Source organism: Legionella sp. JM-2024 (genome assembly GCF_055389095.1).
Genome location: NZ_AP039388.1, coordinates 552,003 through 576,148 on the forward strand (window position 1 = coordinate 552,003; position 24,146 = coordinate 576,148).

A 24,146-nucleotide genomic window follows, 5' to 3' on the forward strand; every position below is an offset into this window, starting at 1 on the left:
TCTATTCTATAATAAACAAGGCCTGGTCATATTCAACAGGGTCCCCGTTTTTTACTAAAATTTCAACGATCTTTCCGGCGCGATCAGCTTCAATTTCATTGAACATTTTCATTGCTTCAATAATACATAAGGTATCACCGGCTTTAACGGATTGTCCCACTATTACAAAAGGGGGGTTGTCTGGTGATGGCGCAGTGTACATTGTTCCAACCATTGGAGAACGAATTTTATGCCCTGAAGCGGTTGAGAGAGATTGTTTATTTTCAACCGCATGTGATTCTCCTGCCGGGACACCGGAAGATGGAATTGGTGCCGTTTGCTTTGTTGGAGGTGGGGCAACGTAATGAATTTGAGGGGCTTCAGTTGATATGTTACCATGACGGCTTAGTCTTAATGATTCCTCGCCTTCTTTGATTTCAATTTCTGAAATGCCAGTTTCCTCCAGGAGTTCAATTAGCTTTCTGATTTTTCTGATATCCATTTGTTTTTTCTCTCTACTTTAATTCTTTAATAATTGCTTGTAAGGCCAGTAAATACCCTTGCGCACCAAAACCGCTAATTATACCTAAGGCAATATCGGAGAAATAAGAATGGTGGCGAAAAGTTTCACGGGAAAAAATGTTACTTAAGTGAACCTCAATAAATGGAATAGCAACCGCACTTAAAGCATCTCTCAGGGCGACACTTGTATGAGTAAATGCGGCAGGATTTATGATAATGTAATTGATTTTATCAGTTTTGGCCTGATGAATGGCGTGAATTAGCTCTGCTTCCGCATTACTTTGATAGCAGCTTAATTGAATACCCGCATTTTCAGCTTCCTGGATTAAATCAGAATTTATTTGAGTTAAAGAAGTATGTCCATAAATTGATGGCTCACGGGAACCTAAAAGATTTAAATTGGGACCATGTAATACTAGAATTTTTTTCATTAGACATCAGTATAGTCTGAGATTTGCAGATTTTGCCTGAACTTTAGGAATATGTCTATATATCCAAGAGGATATCGGCAAGATCTCCGCAAGTTTTGCGAGAAATTAATTAAGCATATAGCAAGTTGCTATAGTTTGAAGGATGCTCTGATTTTAGGGTTGTGATATTGTTATTTATTTCAAGTATCAGGAACAGCTTTATGGCTAAAACGTTTATAACAGATGTTACCTTACGTGATGCGCATCAATGTTTAATTGCCACAAGATTGCGTACTGAAGACATGTTGCCCATCTGTAATAAAATGGATAACGTTGGTTTTTGGGCTATGGAAGTATGGGGAGGTGCCACTTTTGATGCCTGTTTGCGATTTTTAAAGGAAGATCCTTGGTTTAGATTACGTCAACTTCGTCAAGCATTACCAAACACCCAACTTTCCATGCTATTACGTGGCCAAAACTTGTTAGGCTACAGACATTATGCGGATGATGTGGTTAGATCATTTGTTAAATTAGCGGTAAATAATGGAGTGGATGTATTTCGGGTGTTTGATGCCTTAAACGATGCACGAAATCTAAAAGTAGCTATAGACTCAATCAAATTACATAAAAAGCATGCTCAAGGAGCGATTTGTTATACTACTAGCCCAGTGCATACATTGGACAATTTTTTGGAACTTGGGAAAAAATTGGCCGAAATGGGATGCGACAGTATTGCTATTAAGGATATGGCGGGTTTGTTAACTCCCTCAGCAGCCGTTGAGTTATATACTGGTTTAAAACAAGTGACAGGATTACCTGTTCATTTACATAGTCATTCTACTTCTGGATTGGCAAGTATATGTCATTATGAAGCAGTTCTAGCAGGTTGTAATCATATTGATACTGCGATCTCATCCTTTTCGGGAGGTGCCTCACATCCACCTACCGAGGCTTTGGTTGCCGCGTTGACAGGCACTCCGTATGACACAGAATTGAATTTAAACATTTTATTAGAAATAGATGATTATTTTAAAACGGTACGCAAGAAATATTCTCAATTTGAAAGTGAAGCGCAGAATATTGATCCTCGTGTTCAATTGTATCAGGTTCCTGGTGGCATGATATCTAATTTATATAATCAGTTGAAAGAACAGAATGCTTTAGACAAGATGGATGCAGTCCATAATGAAATACCTCGTGTTCGTAAGGATTTAGGTTATCCGCCTTTGGTTACTCCAACGTCTCAAGTTGTTGGAACTCAAGCTGTTATTAATGTTCTAACAGGAGAAAGATACAAAACAATAACGAATGAGGTGAAACTTTACTGTCAAGGAAAATATGGGATTCCTCCTGGAAAAATTAGTTCTACTTTGCGCAAGAAGGCTATTGGAAGAACAGAAGTCATAGAAATAAGGCCTGCCGATTTGTTACCTAATGAATTAAATCAATTACGTAATGAAATAGGGGATCTGGCGCTAAGCGATGAAGATGTTCTTCTCTATGCCATGTTTCCCGAGATTGGACGTCAATTTTTAGAACAACGTAAAAATAATCAATTAATTCCTGAACCTTTGTTGGCTCAATCAAGCATGCCAGATAATTCTGTCATGTCTGAATTTGATATTATTCTTCATGGTGAAAATTATCATGTAAAGGTCGCAGGCTTTGGAACGATTGAGCATGGTCAACAATCCTGTTTTTTATGGGTTGACGGTGTTCCTGAAGAAGTGGTCGTGGAACGTGCGGAACTTGGGGAGAAAAAGGCTCTTTCTATTACAAACAACAAGAGGGGGCCTGGGGATATTACCGTAGCGATTCCTGGTTCTATTATTGCAATTTATGTGCAGGTTGGGGAAGAGGTAAAAGCAGGGCAAGTTGTATTAGTAATTGAAGCAATGAAAATGGAAACAGAAATACAAGCACCGATGAATGGTGTGGTTGCAGAGGTGTTATGTCAAAAAGGAGATAAAGTGACTCCAGAACAAGTATTAATCAGAATGGATAGGAGTTAAAAAGCAATATACAAGTCCTGTCCTACCTAAAACGGCCTAAAACAGTCTGGGGGAGATTGCGTACCCCTCTTCAAGATTTTTTAAGTCATTTATTATTTGGTTATAACCTTTTTCCACTTTTGCTTCAAAATCACTTGGAGTCAGCAAGTTCACTTGATACTTTTCATAAATTTTTGTGGATAATTCACTAAATTGTTGTTCCGTTATGTCTTCTCCTTTTAGAATATCACTTAGATTAGGAATAACCGTATTGCCGTTGATTTTTTCCACTTTTCCATCAGGATGCTTTATACACAACCATACTGCGGCAGGCATTCTTAAAATAATCGCTCCCTTTCCGTCAAGCGCATTTAAACCATTTATTATGCAAGATAAAGATATCCCATCCCTGTTAGACATATAGAATTTTTTATCTTTGGACTCATTATAATTACTTTTTTTCTTTTCAATGTAATCCATCATCTGACTCCCATCGATAAGCTTTTCTTCAACTGCCCACTCTAAAAAATCTTTATTATGGATTTTTATTTTATTTTCAACTGCCCAATTTATAATTGGTTTTCCATTTATGTTATTTTTTTGTATAATTGCCGATTTTAACCAATCTAAAGGCAACTTCCTCTCTATTGGTAAGTCATTTTCAATTGCCCACTGTAAAGGTGAACTTTCCCCCAGTTTTTTATCATGTTCCATTGCCCATAGGATCAAATCCTTTCCCTCTACTGCAAATATAGCTTGACGTGATGAAAGATCATTTAGCAATTTTTTATTTAGTTGAGCAGCGTAAAGAAGAATTGGGATTCCTTTTACCTCTATATTATTTTCAATAGCCCATGCAAGCGGCTCTTTTCCTTCTATTTTTGTTTTAGGGCGGGAAGTTGAATACCCCTGAAGCCATAAAATAATATCATCTAATTCTCCATTGGTATCCCTAATAATAAAATTCTTATGTTCTGACGATAATTCCCGAATCGTATTTTGCTTATTGTCGCTGAAAGTAATCATATGAGATATATATGAGATAAAATCAGGAAATTTGGGAGATAAATTCTTATTGCTTTTTCTATCCTCAATTAAACTGGCTTCTTTTCTATTAGCACCATTCTTAATCAGAAGCTCAGCAAGCTTCTTGTTTTCATTCTTATCGGCAATTGTTAATGCCTTATTTAATTGTTGAAAGCTAATATATTCTTTATACTTTAAAAATTCTTCAACTGTCTCTCTTGCCCCAAGTTCTACTGCTTTTTCTAAGGGGGTCAGACCTTCTTTATCTGCCGTAAGTAAAACTGCGGGGAATTTGGAGATAATTGCTTGTACTTTTGAAGGATCATCAAGAGAATTATAAAGTTCTCTTGTCATTTTCTGATATGGACCATCGTAACCATGCGTCATCGTGATGCCAGTTATTTCAAATGTTTCTTTAAAGTCGGATGGTAATTGAGATAGTTCCCTTTCGCTGATATGAATATGGCTGACAAACTCACTATTAAGTAAATTGATCGATGGAAGATGGGATTCAATATAATTTGTCGAAAATAATTCTTGGTTTAAAGGCTGATTATATTCCACTTTTAAGAGAAGATTTAAGAATCTTTCATAATCCATTTGTGATAGCAGTATCTCAAAATACTGTAGTGTTGAAGGTGTATATTTTATATCTTGAACAAGATCATTCATTGAATCGCTGGGATAGTAAATGGCTTGAGATTTCATCTTTGGTGAAAAAACCGCATATGATTTTCCATATACCGATGCAATTCCTTCATCCAAGGTGTTGTCTGCGTCTAAAAAAACTAATGCAGCATACCTTGGGGCGGCTAATTTATTAAAACTTTCAATGCCTCGTTTCCCATTAAAAAAACCGAACATATTCTTTTCAACTTTATTTCGATTCTCTTCATACCCTTTATGGGTAAAGCTGGTTTTTTCAAAGTAGTTTAGCATTCTATGTGTGTCTATTTTTCCTAGTTTATCAGGAGTTAGTTCAAAACTAAAAATAATTGTAGAATGTTCTTTTACAAAGCTTACTATTCGTTCATAAGTTTGTTCGGGATGCGGATTCTCAGGATCCAGCGCTTTGATTTTTTTTAGAATACTCTCTCTTACACCATTTTCTTTCTTCGCCATTTCATCTTTATTGTCCTGAAAACAATGAGAAACTATGTTATTCCATGTTGATCTTGCATGAATAATAGTCTTCTGCTCATCAGTTAATATGGCATGTTTCAGTGGTAAAGAACCTTTATTATTGACATAGATTTTATATACGGATTTAAGATATTGAGCCAGTTTTTCATCAGTATGAATAGCACTTGTGTCTTTTAAATATTGAGTGTAAGTACTTACAGGTTGGTTTTCTAAAAACTGAAGAAAATGTTGAAACTCGCTTTCTGGAATATTTTTTGCAAATAAGTTGACAAGTTTATCACGAGATATAAGCTTGACTATCGCATCATTACCTATTTGCTTTTTTAATACCATTATTTGTTTTTCATCAAGTTTTGAGCCAGCAGTCTGTGCAGCTTGAATTAGCTTGCCTACTGCATTTTTGGGTTGATTCTGATCAATGGCCAGGCAAATTTTGGTTATGTCTTCCTGAGAAATACCTGCTTTTTGTAAATAATCTCTGCGCTCAACAGTGCTCTTTAACCCATTCATTAATCGATTTAAAATCTTCGACTCTGCTTTAGCAATTAAGTTTTGCTTTCTTTCCAAAAGCTGACTAATGATTACCATATTTTTTTTCTGGCCTTTCCCGGTATCATCGATATCAAAACCATTGTTTTCCACGCAAGCCTTTAATTGCTCATCAGTGACTGCTAACAGTTTTCTCAGGCTGATTAACAAAGCAGGAGAATCAGATACACCCTTAAATACTATTCGAGCATTCTCTAATATACCTGGGTGAAATTGTGTATTTATTTGTCTTCCGGTTTCCATGTCCTCATATTCACCCACTTTAGCGTTAAATTCCCCTTTTTTTGGCTTACCTTGGGCGTAATATCTCAATGCTGCGCCTGGATCTATGCGGAATGGGTCCTTCGTCCTTGAGTCATAAAACAGATTATCCATAGACCCACCCACAACATCATAGTTAGAAAGTAATACGTCAATTAAAAAGTCTTCCTGGGCTTTGTTGCGAACTTGATCAAAATCTTGTCCAGTTTGATCCAGTGGCATGATGTCATCTTTCTTTTCAGAGGCTATTCCATAATTTGTCACGCCTTTTTCATCAACAAATGTAATAAACTCCATTTTTGGCACTGAAACACCATAAAGTTCGTAGATTCTTGCAGCTAAGACTTCATTATTAAAGCGGTTTCGATGCCTGTCTTTATACTTACCTTTTTCTAAATCTTGAACTTGAAAAAATTGAGTTTCAGTTTCTAAAAGGTGCTCGGGTAGCCATTTAATATAGTATTCTTTTCCTGTTTTTTTGTGTATAAAAAAACCACCCAGGTTTGAGCCTTGCTGTTCGCTCGTTTTTATGTAATCACTAAATTGTATAGTTGTGGGCTTTTTAGATTTAGGCATTAATTGATCATGCTAACGATAACTCATGTTTATTATTATAGAAGATTTATATTAGTTGATCGCTAATTACACTAAGTGACCTTTAATTTCAGGTGAGTTCATCAAAAAATTACTCTGTACATGACAGATTTTTTGTCATGTACAGAGAAAAAATTAACAGAAATGTTGTCAGATATTGTCAAATATTGTAGGAAATGAATACATAGATCCTTGGTTTTTTCGAAATATTAGATAAGGTCAATTTTTGCATTAGTGTAAAATTAGTATTTTCAAAAATAATAAATTTGTGCTAGTTTGGAAAAGTTTGGAAAAGATGTTCTTGCATTTTGAAAAATGGTAGTTGGTTATATGCCTAAAAATATTAGGATACTATCCAAATAATTGAATTAACAAAGGTAAATATTTGATTTTTTATTATTAAGTATTTCCTAGTTTGGATCATCCTTGATTTTGAGGTTAATTGTATAAATTAACTGAAAATTTCCAGGGTAATATAACAAACCTGGGCACTCCAGGAAGAGTTGCTACATGAGAATTTAGTTTAAGGAGTTAGAATCAATGCACCCAAATTATTATTTGTCACCTTTAGCTGTAGCTATTGCATTAGGAATTGCCTCACCTGTTAAGGCAGCTGATCCAATAGCTTTACAAAAATCATCGTTTTCTGAAGTAAGGCAAAAATTCCAATTGTCCTTACCGGGGATTATGAAAGGTGCTACAGTCTCTACTGACAGTTTGCAATTTGTAAGACAGCATACCGATGGTAATAAAGTGACTCACGTTCGTATGCAGCAACAATATGTTGGGTTCCCGGTTTTTGGTGGTTATGCCATTATTCATAGTAAAAATGCTACCCATAGTTTAATAACAGCAAAATCTGATGTAAAAATGAATGGTATGGTTTATGAGGGCTTGCAAGCGGAATTAGGCCAGCCAAAACCTTCATTTGTTAAAAATGCTACTTTGGCATTGCAGCAATTTAAGGATAAATACACTAATAAACAAATTAGCGAAGAACAAGTAGTTCCAATGGTTTATATTGATGAAAAGCATCAGGCTCATTGGGCTTATAAAGTCAGCATTTTTGTTACTCACTATGATAAAATTCCAGAGCGTCCTACCGCAATTATTGATGCAGAAACCAATAAGCCTTTTGTTCAATGGAATGATGTGAAAACCGAAACAGTTCAAGCGAAAGGAACAGGGTTTGGTGGAAATCATAAAATGGGTGAATATCAATTTGGTAAGGATTTACCTTTATTAGATCTCACACGTGATGCTGGCGTAGAAATGTGCTTTATGGAAAATACCGATGTTAAAGTAGTAGACATGGGCCATAAGTATTATTCAAATAACAAACCTATGCAATTTACTTGTAAAGATACATTGGATACACAATCCACTCATACTTATTATACAGGGTATTCTGCAGATGGTTATGATAAAGATAATGGAGCAGCCTCTCCTACCAATGATGCTTTGTATGCAGGTTATGTCATTAAGCACATGTATCACGATTGGTACGGCGTTGAAGCATTAACCAAATCGGATGGATCACCAATGCAATTGGTTATGAGGGTTCATTACGGCCAAGGTTATGAAAATGCCTACTGGGATGGTAAACAAATGACTTTTGGTGATGGTGATACCATGATGTATCCATTGGTTTCATTGGGTGTCGGTGGTCATGAAATTAGCCATGGTTTTACGGAACAACATTCAGGACTTGAATATTTTGGTCAATCTGGTGGCATGAATGAAGCGTTTTCAGATATGGCAGCTCAAGCAGCTGAATATTATTCAGTTGGCAAAAGCAGTTGGCAAATCGGTCCTGAAATAATGAAAGAAGACAGCGGCTATGACGCTTTGCGTTACATGGACAAACCAAGTCGTGACGGTATGTCTATTGATGTAGCTGATGATTATTATGGTGGTTTGGATGTTCATTACTCCAGTGGAGTCTATAACCATTTATTCTATATATTAGCTAATCAACCTAACTGGAACCTTCGTATGGCTTTTGATGTGATGGTGAAATCCAATATGGATTATTGGACACCTTATTCAACATTTGATGAAGGTGGTTGCGGTATGCTTAGCGCTGCTAAAGATTTAGGTTATAACCTGGATGATGTTAAGAGATCATTGAGTGAAGTGACCATAAATTATCAATCCTGTTATATAGATTAAGATAGTCTTTAGTCATTTTGTAACAAGTCATTATTATCTGCTTCCTTACTCGCGGCTCGGTTAACGATAATCCGAGCCGCGACCGTAAGGAAGCGGATAAGCGAATAAATACAACATACATTACAGCGGAATTATTTTCTTCATCAGAGAAAAAGCGGCTTGAGGCTATTTTATAATGATTGATAAAAATCTGTTAAAAGCTTGCTAATAAGTTCTGGTTTTTCCATATGGATATGATGCCCACCTTCCAGGCGCTCGATTTTAATATCTTTTACTGCTTGAATTCTTGCTTTCATTTTTTCTGAGTCAAATGCAAATCCTTTGCTAGCCCAAATCAGATAAGTTTTAGCTTTAATTTCGTGAAGACAGGAAAGAACCTGGGGTTCAGTCATTTGCAATGGAGATGGGGCCAATAACCTGCGATCATGTCTCCAATAATAAACTCCATTTTCTTTATGTGTCCCGCGTTCACAAAGTGACTTGGCAATGTCGAGAGAGACATACCCTTTAACTGAACGAGCAAGTGCAGCCTGCTCAAATTTATTATAACCTTTTGCTTTTTTTAATTGTTTTTGTGATAGATAATGCAGGTAGTTAGATAGTTGTTTGCATGCGGTTTCGGCTGGGTGAGAAAATGGCCCTAACCCTTCAATCAAGCTTAATGAAAGAAAACGCTCGGGAGCAACGCCAGCTACAAGACTCCCTAAGCAAGCCCCCATAGAGTGTCCCAATAAGTGGAGCTTATCTAATTTTAAGGCATTGATAATTTCCACAACAGTAAATATTCCATCAGTAAAATGATAAACACATCCTTGGGGCAAATGTGAAGAATGTCCATGCCCAGGAAGGTCTACTGCTATAAAATAGTAATTATCTTGCAAATATTTAGCAATCTCATCAAAACTATTGGCATTATCCAGCCAACCATGTAAAGCAACGATTGGTGGATTATTAGGATTTCCCCATGTTTTACATGCTATAGATAGGCCAGGGATATTTAATTCTACTGTTTTCATTTATTTTATTTGATTGTAGATAATTCCTATAGCTTATTACTTTATGTATCACTATGTAAATTCAGTTTTTAATGACAGTTGAAATCAAAATCAATTCGTTTATCTTATGGAAACCTTGAGAATTTTATGTTTAAATTGTTCGCAGTAACGAATGTAAATAGATTACTATGTTTACTTATAAAACAAATTCCTTTTCTTTTTTTATCATAAGCTACAAAATAAGTGGATACCTATCGGACTTGGGAGATGGGGCCAATCTCATGTCGAATAGAAAAATTCGAATCCATGGAAACCAACCTGTTTTTGATCAGTTTAATTGCAAACGATTCTATATTGAACTCAACTTCAATGTGATATCTACATCCAGGAGAACGACGCATGCCTTACCACTTTAATCCTCATTCACACGTAAAAATTTGGCTAAGCAATAACCCAAGTGTTTTTATGAATTTCGAGAATCAGACTCGAATGATTACAATGCGTGAAAAAAATCCCAAAGACACGATTCATCTCATTTACGACTCCAGTTTGCTAAACGAACAAGCGCGCATTGATTTGCATCAATTTTGTGAAGAAAACTCTATTGTTCCTGTTGATGCCGATTCCGTTGAATTTAAGACCCAACTTCAATCAGAAGATGAAAAAACACTTTATAAATTATATAAGGATGAAATTACTCATTTAAAAGAAGGAGGCAATTTAGGTGTTGCCAGCGATATTTTACGATGGCTTCCACCCTGTTATCACCTGGGTTCTTATACTGATTTAGATGTACCTCTCGACACCTCTACTTTACCTGACACAGTGTCAGTTGACTCACCATTACTATTGAATATTGGTAGTTTAAAATTATTTGGAAATAAAGAAATGGTTTTGACTCTGAATGAGTTTATAGGTGTGGTGGATGAACAAAAAGCCAGGCCACAAATTGAAAAAGTGCACAAAGGAATGATTCGCAAATTAACTCATTATGAAAATGATTATATTGAGAAAACAGTCGATGCTTTTAGTCAGGACAGTTTTCTTAGCCGTTATTTAGTGGGGGCTATGAAAAATCGTGCTGAATCCACCTACATTCAACGCTCAACCTTACTTAAAGTCCCCAATGGTTCTGTTACATCCAGAGGCATCAGGGCTTATATCAATGAAGTGATGACAGATCCAGACAAATATATAAATTTTCATAGAAAATCATTGGATGAAACAGATAAATCAGTGGTCCAAAGATTAAGAAACGAGCTTGGCAGCCAGCTTGGTATCATCAAATGGTTGTTTTTCAGAACCGAATATAATGAAATAAAAAAAGTATTGTCGCAAAATGATGACAAATTTATAGCTACTGTAATGAAAAAGGAGCGTTCACTTTATTTAAAATCAATTGTTATTTGTACGACAGGTCCTATAGAGGTAGCAAACAGTTTGTTTGGTGATTATACTCTCAACTCAGATGAAATAGATCGCAAGGCACGTCCGGCCGCATTTAGTCATTATGGGCTTCATAAAGGATTTCTTTCTAAAAATGTTGTCCCATTACATCAAAATATTTGGGGTATGTTGCGATATCTAGGGGCAGACGTCGGTGAATTAAATGATTCTTCCTGGCTAGAAGAAGGAATGAAATTACAGGAAAGCCGACTGGAAACACTCTTAAAACGACAAAAAATGCTTGCGGAAAATTTACCTTCTGCTTTAGCAAGCGCAAAAGAGAAAATTGAGGATCACATAAGAAAACTTCAACAGGAGTCGCAAGGATTTTTCGGTTTTTTTTATAAATCCAGACGACAGGCCAAAATAAAAGCATTGCAAGACGTATTAAACTGCTTCAACTCGAAAGATCAAACTTTTGATATCGTTCAATTTAAAGGTGTTCTAGAAGCGATACATCTTAATGAAAAAGTTGTGTATGGTGGTTTGTTCTCAAATCGTACTCAACGTTTGGTTGAAGGATTAGCGGAACTTTGTCATGAAGCAGTAGTATATCGTGTTGCAAGGGATAAAAAACCTAAGTTTACTGCAAGCCAAGAACCAGATAAATCAGCGCTTAAAATCGCAAATTTAAGTAAACCACAGAACCAAACAAAAGGACCAGCGAAGATAGTTACCATACCTATAAGTAGTTGCTCTATTGAGGAGCAATCTATCAATTCCACGGCTGGTTATGGGGTTTTTTTTAAAAATGGTGTGCCTTCATCAGAAATTGATAAGAAAAGCAAAAATTACACTCAAACTATCTCGGTACTTTAAAGAAACATGAAGGGGGATTGCAAAAGTTGCTATATAATCATATGAGGTTTCGCATAATTGAAAAATCTCTATGAAATTTATTGCACACTTTTGTGAAACCTCCTATTTACTTGTACAAACGATAAAGTGATAACCCGAATGAACAGAGGATCCGTCCAAAAACGTAGAATCCCTGATTTTAGGATAATAAACTCAATCACCAATCACTTCAAAAATGTAGGTTATAATTATAACTAATACAATGAATTAGTCATGTTACTATTATGCTTGTTATAGAAACCTAAATGAGAGTAAATTATCTATGCAACCAGGGGTGCACAGCGTATCGCTGATAACATACAATATTCATAAAGGTTTTGGAGTTGGTACTGTAAGGTTTTTGCTCCCAGAAATGCGTGAAGCCATTACTGGATTAAACCCTGATTTTGTTTTTTTACAAGAAGTACAGGGCAAACATAGAAAGCGAGAAAAAAGAATCGTTAGTTGGCCTGATTCTCATCAATGTGAATACATTGCTGAAAATATTTGGCCGCATTATATCTATGCGAAGAACGCGGTATATCAGTCTGGCCATCACGGAAATGCTATTTTAAGCAAATACCCATTCGATAGTTTCGAAAGTATTAATCTTTCAAACATAAACAGAGCGTCACGAGGTATACTTCATACCCAATTAAAATTGGATAATAATACAATACATCTGTTATGTGTTCATTTAGGTTTATTTAAGGCAGAACGTACTGAGCAATGTAAAGCGTTGATACAACGTATTCAAGACGTTGTTCCTCAAAATGAGCCTTTGATAATGGCGGGTGATTTTAATGACTGGCGTAATGTTATTTCTAAAGTTCTCGCCGAAAATTTAGGGATTGAAGAAGCTTTTGTGGCTATAGAAGGTCAACATGCACGTTCTTTTCCTGCAATAAGACCGGCTTTATGTGTTGATAGAGTGTATTTTCGAGGAATGAAAGTTCAGGAAGTTGCTTGTTTACAGGGTAAGCCTTGGCGAATGTTGTCAGATCACCTGCCATTATATGCGCGTTTTGAGTTGTTATGATTGCAACTATTCTGTACTGTTCACAGAAAAGTCCTATTTGGCGCATCTTGAACGAAAAGCATTCTGAAAAAGGCACAGCCATCTATGCTGCGCTTTTTCAGAATGCTTTTCATTCAACCTGCACTCAAATCTGGCTTTTCATCAAGATTTTAAAATTGTGGTGAAAGGCTACTTATGATTAAAAAAAGCGACATTCTATAAAAGTAATTTCTGTCGTTTTGGTCATTTCTTATTCCATATCGCTTTGATATTCCCCAAGACAAGCCATACTATTTAATCGGGCTCTCTTCAGTAAAGCCTCTTGGGCTTTAGCAATATTTGTTTTATTTCCGCTCCATGTTTTTAAGCAATCCTCTTGTAATGCTCTGCCATAAGAAAAGCTGAGTAGCCAGGGTTGGTGGCCAATTTGATTGATTGCATTCAAGTTGGCAGTAGCTTGTTGGGGTGTTTGACCTCCGGAGAGGAAGTTAACAGTTGGTACTGCTGCTGGGACGTTGTTACGGAATACGCTAATTGTATAGTCAGCCACTTCGTCAGGATCACTAAATGGAGTGTTTTCTTTACCACAAGTAACCATACTTGGTTTAAGAATAATATGCTCCAATTCCACTTGATGGATAAATAAGGTATGGAACAGCTCATGGAGAACCATTTCACAGACTTCAGCACAATGTTCTATGCTATGATTGCCATCCATTAGTACTTCTGGCTCAACAATTGGAATTATTCCAACGGATTGGCAAGCGGCAGCATAACGACCTAAATTTTCAGCACCTGTTTTAATTGCAGTTAAGCTTGGGGTATATTCCGAGATTGAATAAACGTTTCGCCATTTTGCAAATTTTGCACCTAATTTTTTAAAATGAAGCAAGCGTTCTGTTAAACCATCTAATCCTTGAGTAACTTTTTCATGCTCAGTGTGAGCTAAATCAACAAGCCCCTTGTCTACTTTAATTCCAGGAATAATGCCTTTGTTAGCAAACAATTCAGGAATTGGTGTTCCCTGATCATCAGTTTGAGTAAATGTCTCCTCAAATAAAATAACTCCATTGATGTATTGTTCCAAATCAGGGGTGGTCGCCAGTAATAAGCGATAATCTCTACGATTTTGCTCTGTATTTTCTGTATTGATTGATTCAAAACGCTTGCCAATTGTACTATTACTTTCATCAGCAGCTAAAATACCTTTTTCTTCATGCAGCATTTGCTCCATAGTATTTGATAGTTCTTCATAACTCATAATGCGTTTATCTCCTCATTATTGGGCGTTGACCTTGTACCTGGTTTGACACCTATTTAATTAAAATAATGTTCAGTTATTCTTTGGCAAATGTAGTCTGTTTTACCATAAGAATGATTCAGACTCATAATAGTTTTTCGATACTGCATTTCAGCGTGAAATGTACTTTTCACGGACAATCTGTTGCATGGCAAAACCATGCTCTTTTAAGTAGTTAAATGCCTCATCGATCATACCTGGATTTCCACATAAATAAACCATATCCTGAGCGGGATTTAATTTGAGCTCAGGAAAAGCATGCTGTACGTAACCAATGTTTTCATTCTCCTTCAAGTCTTGGGGTTGTACGCGACTTAAATAGGGGCGAAAGCTTACTTGTGGATATTTTTTAGCGAATGCTCGGAAATCCTCGGGATAAAGAATCTCTTCACTTCGTTGAACCCCTTGAAGAATTACCACCTGCAAATTCGGCTGTTGCTCTATTCTTTTACCAAGCTCCTTAAGCATTGCCCTGTAGGGGGTAGTTCCAGTACTGGTAGCAACCAATATATATCTGCCAGGAATTTCATCTTTAAAAATTAAACGCCCAAAGGGGCCATTGATCTGAATAATATCACCAGGTTTTAAATTATAGAGAAGCTCAGTACCAGGCCCTCCTTTAAAATATCCTGCTGCAAATTCAATTCGATTATTTAGTTTGGGTTCATTAGCAATACTATAACTACGCTTTAAATTTTTACCTTCATGTTCAAAATGAATAGTAATAAATTGACCAGGTAAATATTCAAAAGGTGGTGATAATTCACAATTAAATATAAAGTGTTTTACCTTAGGAGAGATCATAAATGATTCTTCAAGAGTGATTGGGAAGGTATTTATTTGCATAGGGCACATCAACTTTTATTGTAAAGTGATTAATATAGGGGAAAAATTATGCATTGCAAGAGCTAAGCGCATATAATTAACATATGAACTCTATAGATTTAATAACAATCTTGGGCAATATTAGCCAATCGCTTTATCCTGTGCAAAAACTTATCACAGGAGGGGCTTATTTATTGGGTATTTTGTTCTTTTTTACTGCTATCGGCAAATTTAAAAAAATTGGAGATCACCGGGCTCAATCTTCATCCCATGAAAGAATGTTTACTCCCATGATGTATTTACTATTTGGAGCACTTTTATTCTATGTACCTTCCGGATTAGATCTTATGGCAAACACCGCTTTTGGTGTGGGTAATGTATTAACGTATTCAAACTATAACCCTGCTAATATATACAGCTCAATGGGATTTTTAATTCGCACTGGGGGTGTCCTATGGTTTATACGTGGATGTGTGCTTCTTGCCCATTCCAGTCAACCAGGAACTCAACAAGGGTCGAAGGGGTTGCTATTTCTTATTGCGGGTATTCTGGCAATGAATTTTGATAATACGATAGCTATGGTTAATTCTGCCTTAGAATATTTTATTAAGGCGACTTTAACAATAAAAAGTGCGGGAGGCTTCTAGTTTTTTTTAGAGTTATACTTTATGTGTTTTATCAAAGAAAACAAAAGGAGATGGGTACTTTTTAGTGTTACAAATCTTCTTCACCACAGATTTTCAGGTTGTTTGTTTTAGCAAAATCAAGAATTGCTTGGTAAACTTGGGGGCTTGATTCTTTTAGTTTGGGATCAAGTAAAACACATTTATACCCCTCGCTGTTTACACTAGGTTGTAAAAGTGGGGAATAATAAATTCTGTTGTTTTTAAAAATAGCTAAAGAACCGCTCATGCGTTCAGCCCAGTCGCTTGGACGAAAGGTTTTACCTTGCGGAGTAACTCCTTCAATAACGATTGTTTTCTTCTTTCGATCAGACATAACTCTATGCATATTAAATACAGTATGATAAGTATACCATCATCATGATAGACCTGCAGGAAAAATTAACTATTTTGTTGCAATAAATCGACAACTAATTGCCTAATTCTGTTCGCTTTGCCGAAATGAAGACTAAGAATAAGTTTTCCGTAGTAGATTTGGTCACATTTATGTTAGCATGTTGATGATTTTAAGATGAATGAGGTATGATCGCGAATGAACAAAGAAAATCATTCTGGGATTTACTTGTTGCCAAATTTATTGACGACTGTCAGTTTATTTGCAGCATTTTACTCTATAGTCGCCTCAACAAAGGGTCAATATGAAGCAGCTATAGTAGCAATGTTTGTTGGTATGATTGCTGACAGTCTCGATGGACGAATCGCTCGCTTAACTAACACACAAACCGAGTTTGGCGCTCAATATGATAGTTTATCCGATATGGTAACTTTCGGAGTAGCACCATCCTTGCTTCTGTATAATTTAACTCTACATCAATTAGGAAAGTTTGGTTGGTTAGTTGCATTTGTTTACACCGCAGCTGTTGCTTTGCGTTTGGCACGTTTTAATACTCAAATTGGAAAATCGGATAAGCGTTATTTCCAAGGTCTTCCATGTCCACCAGCGGCAGCTGTTATGGCATCTTTTGCCTGGATATGCTTTCAAAATGAATGGCAACACTTAATTATTTCGTTATTTACTGCGATATTATCTTTGGTGGCTTCTGTTTTAATGGTGAGTAATTTGCGCTATTACAGTTTTAAAGAAATGGATTTTAAAGGTAAGGTTCCATTTTTATATGTTTTATTCATGATTATTTTATTTGTAGCAATTGCCGCAAATCCCGGGGTAGTCCTTTTTGTAGGCTCTGGTATTTATGCTTTGTCAGGTCCCATGTTGACCATCATTTCATTACACAAAGTGAGAAGACAAAGAAGAAATATGAATAAATAATGAGGTTTGCTCAATTAAATTTTGAATTCGAAAACAAGTCTCAGTATCAATGTGTTTATTTAAGGAAAAATAAACTATATTTCATCATTGAGAGAGTTTGTAAGGTAATCTGCTGCTCGTATTCCGAACTCGGATATAAGTTGTCATCCCTCATTGACATTAGGGAAGTAAGTCTTAAAATTTAGAAAAAGATCTGAAGAAAATCAGGATATCTTGTCTATTTCAAACAGATAGGGGATAGGCTGGTGTTATTGCGTTAAGTCAATGGTGGTTACTCACTTTCACCAAATCGATTGTTAATTAATTCAACTAAAGCCGTATTCATGATTTCTTCATCAGGACCGTCTATTTCTAAAATTAATTCACTACCTTTGTTGGCCGCAAGCATCATAACACCCATAATGCTTTTACCATTAACGGTTTGAGTATCTTTGGTTACATCAATATGGCTTTGAAATTTTGCTGCTGTTGAGACAAATTTCGCTGAGGCACGAGCGTGTAAACCGAGTCTGTTAATTATCTTAATTTTAGTCTTGATCATAGCGCGTACAATGTATCATGACTCTGGTGTCAGGTACAGTGCTTAAATTAGTGATCTTAGTTATTGTTTCCTGTTTCTCAGAGCATATGGCATAACTTCAAAAGCTTGATATCGCTTTATGAGAGTTTGCAAAATACTCTGAGAAGACTGAAATGCTAAGTAAATTAAAATTGAGCTTTTAAAAAAATATGCAATTTCAGCTTAGTCTCTATCCCTTTGCGCTAGAAGTTTTTCTTTGTGTTTAATAAGTTGTCTATTTAGCTTGTCCACCAAAGTATCAATGGCAGCATACATATCTTCTGATTCTGAGCTGGCATGCAGTTCGCCTTTAGTAACTAACACAGTAGCTTCTGCGATTTGTCTTAATTTTTCGACATCAAATACCACATTAATTGCTCTTATGTGATCGAAATGACGCTCAAGCCTATCAAATTTTTCTTCTGTGAATGCTCTTAGTGCAGGAGTGACATCCATACCATGTCCAGTGATGTTGATTTGCATAAAACTCTCCTTTCGTTGACCAATTAATTAACTGCTTATAATTTTTCTTTCATTGGATGGGGGAATACCCATTGCTTCACGATATTTGGCAACAGTACGTCTTGCTACCTTAATGCCTTGTTCACCAATAAGTTGGGCAATTTTACTATCACTCAGCGGTTTTTTTCTATTCTCTGCTGAAATTAATTTTTTAATTACTGCTCGGATGGCGGTGGAAGAGCATTCTCCTCCAGTATCAGTATTGACATGACTAGAAAAGAAGTATTTCAGTTCAAAAACACCGCGAGGTGTGTTAATAAATTTTTGCGTTGTAACTCGTGATATTGTTGATTCATGCATATCCAAAGCGGAAGCTATATCATTAAGTATTAATGGTTTCATAGCTTCTTCGCCAAACTCTAGAAATCCATGTTGATATTCTACTATACATGTTGCTACTTTTAGGAGAGTTTCTTGGCGACTTTGAATACTTTTTAAAAACCAGCGTGCTTCTTGTAAATTATTTTTTAAGAATTGATTATCAAGACTATTATCTGCGCGTTGAATTAAAGCCACATACTGGCTATTGATGCTTAAACGTGGAAGTATATTTTGGTTCAGAAAAACTTTCCATTGATTATCTATCTTTTTAACAGTTAAGTCAGGAATAATATATTCGGTATTCTCTTGATGAATCAAGCTTCCTGGTTTTGGGTTTAATTTATGGATAATTTGTAATATTTCATTAACTGTTTTTTCATTTATTAGATGATTTTTCATTAGTTGTCGATAGTTATGTTGTCCTAATAACTCAATGTCTTCAAGAATGATTTTCTTAGCAATAGCTAAAAGGTGAGGGTCCAATGGAAGCTGTTCTAATTGAACAACTAGCGTCTCAGCTAAATTAATAGAGGCACACCCGACAGGGTCAAACAATTGAAGTCGGTGCCTTACTGCTTCAATTTCTTCTATATCAAGAGGAAAATCATCACTATTTAGGCTGGTATGTATCTCAGTTACAGGTATAGTCAGAAAGCCATCATCATTAATTGCATCAATAATTGTTGTAGCGATAACCCTGTCAATATCACTCATCGGTGTCAGGTCAAGTTGCCAATGGAGATGGTCTTGTAAATTGGTAGTTGTACAATGCAGATTATCAAAATTATAATCGTTGTCTTCAAAATTATTGCGTTTGTTCAAGTTATTATAAAGTTGCGACCATTGGAGGTCTGAATATTCGTCATCGTTTTGATTTGAATTAGTTTGTTGGTCTTCTTTTTCTTCAACAGGCGTTGCTTCGAGCATTGGATTTGATTCAACAACAAGTTGAATTTCTTGTTGTAAATCGAAAGTAGACAGTTGCAACAATCTTATAGCCTGTTGTAATTGAGGGGTTAGCGTGAGATGTTGACCAATACCAATCTGCAATGTCGGCTTCATTCAAATCCTCTTTGTTTTCGCTGCCTTTACTTATCAGTTTAAACGATCCACGAGGATTATCCAGTGTTTACGGGCGTTAATTTGAATTTAACGCGGATAGAATTTTTTTATTTTTAATAAAATGAAGATCTTGTTTTGGAATGTAACAAATTGATTGTTTAATTGAATAATAAAAAGAAGTTAGCCCCAAAAAAAGGGGCCAATCTGTTTATTTTACTTTTTTCTCTTTAAAAAGAACGTGTTTACGTACTCTAGGATCGTACATCATCAATTCCATCTTTTCAGGATGGTTACGTGGGTTTTTGGTGGTGGTTTTATAGTATCCAGTTCCCGCTGTGGATTCCATTTTCACCTTTATTGTAACAGCTGCCATGGCTTATCCCCTTGTTATACTTTTTCACCTTTAGCTCTGATTTTATCCAGAACTGCTTTTATACCTAATTTGTCAATGATTCTCATACCTTTGGTACTTAATCTTAATGTGACAAATCGATTTTCTTCTTCAACCCAGAATTTGTGATTCTGAATGTTAGGCAGGAAGCGTCTTTTAGTTTTATTATTAGCGTGCGACACTTTATGACCAACCATGGGTCGCTTGCCAGTTACCTGACATACTCTAGACATTGTGTTACTCCAAGATAAAAAAAATTTCAACAGCCCTTACCGTCCTAAAAAGTATTTATTAAATTCGGGGGCTTTCGTTATAAAAATAAACAGATGTGAAATACAAGAGCGGTTTTATAACAAAAAAACTCAAATATTGCAATATTTTTACTTTGTTTTCATTCAAAATTGGTATTTCATAGCTTATGTTAACACAGTGTAACGGTATAAGTAGAATATTTAATCAAAATCAGTATAATCCTCAGCTTTTAAACTGAGTTATTGTTATGCAACGTAAGATTAAAAGTTACGTCTTGCGCGCTGGGCGAATCAGTAGTAGACAGCAACAAGGATTGGAGCTTTGGCTTGAAGATTATGAATTAAAGTTCGACAATTCTATTCCCTGGAACTTTGCAAAAGAATTTGGTCGGGATGATGCGGATACCATTGTTGAGATTGGTTTTGGTATGGGTAATTCCTTGTTTACTATGGCAATCAATAATCCTCAATGCAATTACATTGGTATAGAAGTGCATAAAGCAGGAGTAGGTAGTCTGGTTGCAGATTTGCACGATCATCAAATATCGAATGTTCGTGTGGTAGCCCATGATGCAGTAGAAGTATTACAAACAAAAATACAAGACAATTCGCTCGCTGGAGTTCAAATCTTTTTTCCTGATCCATGGCATAAAAAACGCCATCATAAACGACGTCTGATTCAATCCGAATTTATTAGTATGCTAGTAAAAAAAATCAAACCAGCAGGTTTTATTCATTGTGCAACTGATTGGCAGGAGTATGCAGAACATATTTTAAATATTTTATCTTCGGAGTCTGCTTTATATAACCAACATACAAAAGGTGGGTATTCGCCTCGTCCTGATTCAAGACCACTAACTAAATTTGAGCAACGGGGTGAGCGCTTAGGTCATGGAGTATGGGATTTAATTTTTATCAAAAAATAAGGAAGTTCAATATGATTAAGCAGTTAATTCTTCTCTTTGGATTGTTTTTTTCTTTATTGACGTCAGCAGCAGAAATGCCGTTTTTAGCAAGCTTGATTGATGTTGATTGCTGAGAATTTAAATCAGGATGTGGTTGATAAGATTAAAAAGAGTTAGCAATACTTTGATCCTGTATTGTCCATTGTGTAGTATTGGTGTTCTAATGATCGTGAGTGAGCACAAAATAAAGGAAATATTATTATGGATTTTGTAAGTGAAATGAATAAAATTCTAAGGTTGGAATTAGATGAATTTAAACAGTTTATTCAAAAAAAATTGGAAAAAAATGAGAATTATTTAGAGGAGTTATTTTGGTTACCTAATGGTTCTCAAATGACGGTTTTAAATGGTTTGATTGAACAATATCAAGAGCCTAAGGAAGGTATGGAACCAGACATAGATCTGATTGCCAAAATAGATTTTGTCGTTAACTCCGCTAAGGATGCCAATGTTGGTGAGCCAATACATCAAGCGATTGCTGCCAGAAAAATTCACTTGGCACTTCATTTACTAGGAGTAGATGAAAGTAGTTTTACTCACAAAGAGGATGAAAAAACAGATGTTTTGGGCGTTTTGTCTAAAGTAAGAAAAAAAATCGAAAAGACTTTAGAAAATTTAAAAGGGTATTTTTTTGATATGGATAGGCGAGATGATCATGGACGTACTTTGCTCTCTTTGTCATTAGATACTAAGCGTACTGAATTATTGATTGCAATTTTAGCAAGGAAACCTATTATACACGCCAGAATTTTACGTACTTCCGCACATGTTGCATTTCAGCCTATCCATCAGGCTGTTGTTTTAGATTATCCCGAAGGGATTACTTTATTAGCTGGCATGGGTGCTCAATTGACAAATCCTCTAGGCAGTATGAAAGATACTCCAGTCATTTTGGCCGCCCGTTTAGGAAAAATAAATGCATTAGAAGCATTATTAGCATTACCAGTAGAGCGTTTGTCTCTTGACGCGGAGAACAATCATTTGTTCGAAGACAAACAAACTGGTCATAACGCAGTGGAAGAATTATGCGAGCGGATGGTCAATGATAAAGACAAAGCGGAAGCTCTTCGAGGGATTGCAATGCTGATATGTCGTGGTGCCGAACCACCTCGTAATGAAAAAATGCGAAACTTGTTAAGAAGTGAGAGGGTGTCCTTCTTGAAAGCAGTAAGTAATTACTTAGTTGACAAACCGCAATTGGTGGATGCTTTTGTAAATCGTTGTCATCTCAGAGAAAGTGCTTTACATAATATAGTCTATGCTGATCATTCGTGGGGTAGCTCCATTCGTCATCTGTTCGGTACTCCTAGTGAAGCAGCCTTTATAGTTGAAGAATTGGTAACGAGAAAATACAGTGATCCTTCCTATGTGCATGAAAATGTTTCCTCATTAGCAACTACTGCCACGGAAAATCTGCAATCAGAGAAAAACCCACTAAAACTCTATGCAGAATTTGTTAGACGATATACTCAAGCGTATGACAGCCAAATGATTACTAATCGTTGGAGTACTATGCGTTGGATGATTGCAGAGGGTAACTGTGATTGGGATACAGTTGTTCGTTATTCTAGAAATCATCCTACTAGCCGTACCCGGATAGTATTGAATGAAATGTTTAACCCGATACCCAGGGTACATGACGATATCGATACTCAACATAATCCTGTAAGAAATGTAATATAAAATAATTGGTATCGATATTTCAGTTATCTCATGTTGTTATAAACCTTCGAGAAGTACCTTTGATGTTTTCGAAGGTTTATAAAACACTTTCAATATTTCCAAATAATTGCCTAATACAGAATGAATTGTTATTTAATCAGTGAATATTCAGATAAGTATCTACTTGCTTAAACTTCATATACCCCATAAAATTCTAAATTCATTTTAAATTGCTAGGAGTAGTGCATGGGGTGGAATGAGCCAGAAAAGGGCAAAGATCCATGGTCGGGTAAAAATCAACCTCCGGATTTGGATGAGGCTCTTAAACGGATCCAAGAAAAATTGAAAAAGACATTTTTTGGAGGTTCAGGCAAATCGAATAATAATTCATCTGGCGGTTCTAGTGGTGGATTGCTTGCTATAACCGCATTATTAATAGCATTTATTCTTTGGGCTCTTTCAGGTATTTTTATCGTTGATCCCGCAGAGCAGGCTGTTATACTTCGTTTTGGTAAGTATATGGAAACTGTTGGTCCTGGCCCTCATTGGATTCCCCGTTTTATATCATCTAAAGTTGTCATGAATGTAGACAGAGTATTGGATTACTCGTATTCTGCTCAAATGCTTACCAGTGATGAAAATTTAGTGGCAGTTTCCTTGGCCGTGCAGTATCGAATTAATGATTTACAGGAATATTTATTTAACGTGGCAAATCCTGAGGAAAGCTTACAGCAGGCAACTTCCAGTGCTTTAAGACAGGTTGTTGGTACGACTACTTTAGACCAAATAATAACTGAAGGACGAGAAGTATGGGGGAGTAGTGTACAAGATACTCTGGTGAAAACATTAGACGGCTATAAAACCGGAATTTTAATTGTTAATGTGTCTCCTCAACCTGCCAGAGCGCCAGAAAGTGTCCAGGATGCCTTTGATGATGCAATCAAAGCCCAAGAAGATGAAAAACGCTTTAAAGAACAGGCGTATGCTTATGCTGCTAAGGTAGTTCCTATTGCGGAAGGTAGGGCCAGTCGTATTCAACAGGAGGCTGAAGCCTATTCGAAGCAAGTTGTGTTAACCGCTCAGGGGCAAGTGGCAGAATTTTTGGCATTACTTCCTCAATACAATGCAGCACCCCAGGTTACTGCAGAACGTATGTACCTTGAGACTATGCAAAAGGTATTGAACAAGAGCAGCACTATTATTGTTGATAGCAAGGCAGGAAATTTATTGTATTTGCCACTGGATAAGTTACTTGGTAATCAATATAGTTCACAACCTGAAAATTTAAAGACTGCAAAAAGCGTTACGAATGGTAGTAATGAGGAGGACGACAGTTTGATTCTTTCTGGAAGAGATCTCACAAGACCTACCTATAGTCAGGGGAGAGATTAA

The 24,146-nt window shown here is 36.1% G+C and carries 21 protein-coding genes; 9 read left to right on the forward strand and 12 right to left on the reverse strand.

The features are described 5' to 3' along the window. Position 1 precedes the first annotated feature (1 nt). Together accB and aroQ are read right to left on the reverse strand one after the other, a co-directional pair. Positions 2 to 481, reverse strand: coding sequence for an acetyl-CoA carboxylase biotin carboxyl carrier protein (gene accB / locus ACZ5EK_RS02460; protein ID WP_464431237.1), 480 nt, complete (start codon positions 479 to 481; stop codon positions 2 to 4). Between the two features lie 13 nt (positions 482 to 494). Continuing rightward, positions 495 to 932 (reverse strand): type II 3-dehydroquinate dehydratase, encoded by a 438-nt coding sequence (gene aroQ, locus ACZ5EK_RS02465; protein WP_464431238.1) that lies wholly within the window; start codon positions 930 to 932, stop codon positions 495 to 497. 200 nt (positions 933 to 1,132) lie between these two features. Between aroQ and oadA the strand changes: the two genes are divergently transcribed. Continuing rightward, on the forward strand, positions 1,133 to 2,923 hold the full coding sequence (gene oadA, locus ACZ5EK_RS02470) for a sodium-extruding oxaloacetate decarboxylase subunit alpha (RefSeq protein ID WP_464431239.1): 1,791 nt from the start codon (positions 1,133 to 1,135) through the stop codon (positions 2,921 to 2,923). Between the two features lie 36 nt (positions 2,924 to 2,959). Here the strand turns inward: oadA and ACZ5EK_RS02475 are convergent, their stop codons facing one another. Beyond that, positions 2,960 to 6,457 carry a hypothetical protein gene (locus ACZ5EK_RS02475; protein WP_464431240.1) on the reverse strand — a complete coding sequence of 1,166 codons (3,498 nt, stop codon included), beginning with the start codon at positions 6,455 to 6,457 and terminating at the stop codon, positions 2,960 to 2,962. A 558-nt stretch (positions 6,458 to 7,015) separates the two neighbouring features. Between ACZ5EK_RS02475 and proA the strand changes: the two genes are divergently transcribed. Then, a complete protein-coding gene (gene proA / locus ACZ5EK_RS02480) occupies positions 7,016 to 8,647 on the forward strand; it encodes a zinc metalloprotease ProA (RefSeq protein ID WP_464431241.1) in 1,632 nt (543 codons plus the stop codon). 170 nt (positions 8,648 to 8,817) lie between these two features. On the opposite strand, the gene ACZ5EK_RS02485 is transcribed toward proA, so the two are convergent. Next, positions 8,818 to 9,663 carry an alpha/beta fold hydrolase gene (locus ACZ5EK_RS02485; RefSeq protein WP_464431242.1) on the reverse strand — a complete coding sequence of 282 codons (846 nt, stop codon included), beginning with the start codon at positions 9,661 to 9,663 and terminating at the stop codon, positions 8,818 to 8,820. A 378-nt stretch (positions 9,664 to 10,041) separates the two neighbouring features. Here ACZ5EK_RS02485 and ACZ5EK_RS02490 point away from each other — a divergent pair, with 378 nt between their 5' ends. Beyond that, positions 10,042 to 11,907, forward strand: coding sequence for a glycosyltransferase family 88 protein (locus ACZ5EK_RS02490; protein ID WP_464431243.1), 1,866 nt, complete (start codon positions 10,042 to 10,044; stop codon positions 11,905 to 11,907). A 301-nt stretch (positions 11,908 to 12,208) separates the two neighbouring features. Next, complete coding sequence (locus ACZ5EK_RS02495; RefSeq protein WP_464431244.1) at positions 12,209 to 12,964, forward strand: endonuclease/exonuclease/phosphatase family protein; 756 nt, start codon at positions 12,209 to 12,211, stop codon at positions 12,962 to 12,964. 229 nt (positions 12,965 to 13,193) lie between these two features. Here ACZ5EK_RS02495 and ACZ5EK_RS02500 read toward each other — a convergent pair whose 3' ends face one another. Both ACZ5EK_RS02500 and ACZ5EK_RS02505 read right to left on the reverse strand, forming a co-directional pair. After that, positions 13,194 to 14,204 (reverse strand): class I fructose-bisphosphate aldolase, encoded by a 1,011-nt coding sequence (locus ACZ5EK_RS02500; protein WP_464431245.1) that lies wholly within the window; start codon positions 14,202 to 14,204, stop codon positions 13,194 to 13,196. Positions 14,205 to 14,354: 150 nt separating this feature from the next. After that, entirely contained in the window at positions 14,355 to 15,089 is a 735-nt protein-coding gene (locus tag ACZ5EK_RS02505) for a ferredoxin--NADP reductase (protein WP_464431246.1), read from the reverse strand. An 83-nt stretch (positions 15,090 to 15,172) separates the two neighbouring features. Here ACZ5EK_RS02505 and ACZ5EK_RS02510 point away from each other — a divergent pair, with 83 nt between their 5' ends. Next, entirely contained in the window at positions 15,173 to 15,715 is a 543-nt protein-coding gene (locus tag ACZ5EK_RS02510) for a type IV secretion protein IcmC (protein WP_464431247.1), read from the forward strand. A 67-nt stretch (positions 15,716 to 15,782) separates the two neighbouring features. Here the strand turns inward: ACZ5EK_RS02510 and ACZ5EK_RS02515 are convergent, their stop codons facing one another. Continuing rightward, positions 15,783 to 16,067, reverse strand: a complete 285-nt coding sequence (locus ACZ5EK_RS02515) for a DUF3579 domain-containing protein (RefSeq protein ID WP_464426365.1) — start codon at positions 16,065 to 16,067, stop codon at positions 15,783 to 15,785. A gap of 216 nt (positions 16,068 to 16,283) precedes the next feature. Here ACZ5EK_RS02515 and pssA point away from each other — a divergent pair, with 216 nt between their 5' ends. Then, entirely contained in the window at positions 16,284 to 17,021 is a 738-nt protein-coding gene (gene pssA / locus ACZ5EK_RS02520) for a CDP-diacylglycerol--serine O-phosphatidyltransferase (protein WP_464431248.1), read from the forward strand. 271 nt (positions 17,022 to 17,292) lie between these two features. Here the strand turns inward: pssA and ACZ5EK_RS02525 are convergent, their stop codons facing one another. The 5 genes from ACZ5EK_RS02525 to rpmB form a co-directional block, all read right to left on the reverse strand. Continuing rightward, positions 17,293 to 17,562: an HPr family phosphocarrier protein gene (locus ACZ5EK_RS02525; protein ID WP_464431249.1), complete on the reverse strand. Its 270-nt coding sequence runs from the start codon at positions 17,560 to 17,562 to the stop codon at positions 17,293 to 17,295. A 201-nt stretch (positions 17,563 to 17,763) separates the two neighbouring features. Further along, positions 17,764 to 18,063, reverse strand: coding sequence for a ribosome hibernation-promoting factor, HPF/YfiA family (gene hpf / locus ACZ5EK_RS02530; RefSeq protein WP_464426368.1), 300 nt, complete (start codon positions 18,061 to 18,063; stop codon positions 17,764 to 17,766). A gap of 27 nt (positions 18,064 to 18,090) precedes the next feature. Continuing rightward, entirely contained in the window at positions 18,091 to 19,485 is a 1,395-nt protein-coding gene (locus tag ACZ5EK_RS02535; protein WP_464431250.1) for an RNA polymerase factor sigma-54, read from the reverse strand. Between the two features lie 208 nt (positions 19,486 to 19,693). Then, a complete protein-coding gene (gene rpmG, locus ACZ5EK_RS02540; protein ID WP_464431251.1) occupies positions 19,694 to 19,858 on the reverse strand; it encodes a 50S ribosomal protein L33 in 165 nt (54 codons plus the stop codon). 14 nt (positions 19,859 to 19,872) lie between these two features. Further along, complete coding sequence (gene rpmB / locus ACZ5EK_RS02545; protein WP_464431252.1) at positions 19,873 to 20,109, reverse strand: 50S ribosomal protein L28; 237 nt, start codon at positions 20,107 to 20,109, stop codon at positions 19,873 to 19,875. A gap of 266 nt (positions 20,110 to 20,375) precedes the next feature. On the opposite strand from rpmB, the gene trmB reads away from it, so the two are divergent. From trmB to hflK, 3 genes are all read left to right on the forward strand, one after another. Next, positions 20,376 to 21,053, forward strand: coding sequence for a tRNA (guanosine(46)-N7)-methyltransferase TrmB (gene trmB / locus ACZ5EK_RS02550; protein WP_464431253.1), 678 nt, complete (start codon positions 20,376 to 20,378; stop codon positions 21,051 to 21,053). A 240-nt stretch (positions 21,054 to 21,293) separates the two neighbouring features. Beyond that, complete coding sequence (gene ankC, locus ACZ5EK_RS02555) at positions 21,294 to 22,775, forward strand: Dot/Icm T4SS effector AnkC/LegA12 (protein WP_464431254.1); 1,482 nt, start codon at positions 21,294 to 21,296, stop codon at positions 22,773 to 22,775. Between the two features lie 225 nt (positions 22,776 to 23,000). Further along, on the forward strand, positions 23,001 to 24,146 hold the full coding sequence (gene hflK / locus ACZ5EK_RS02560) for an FtsH protease activity modulator HflK (protein WP_464431255.1): 1,146 nt from the start codon (positions 23,001 to 23,003) through the stop codon (positions 24,144 to 24,146).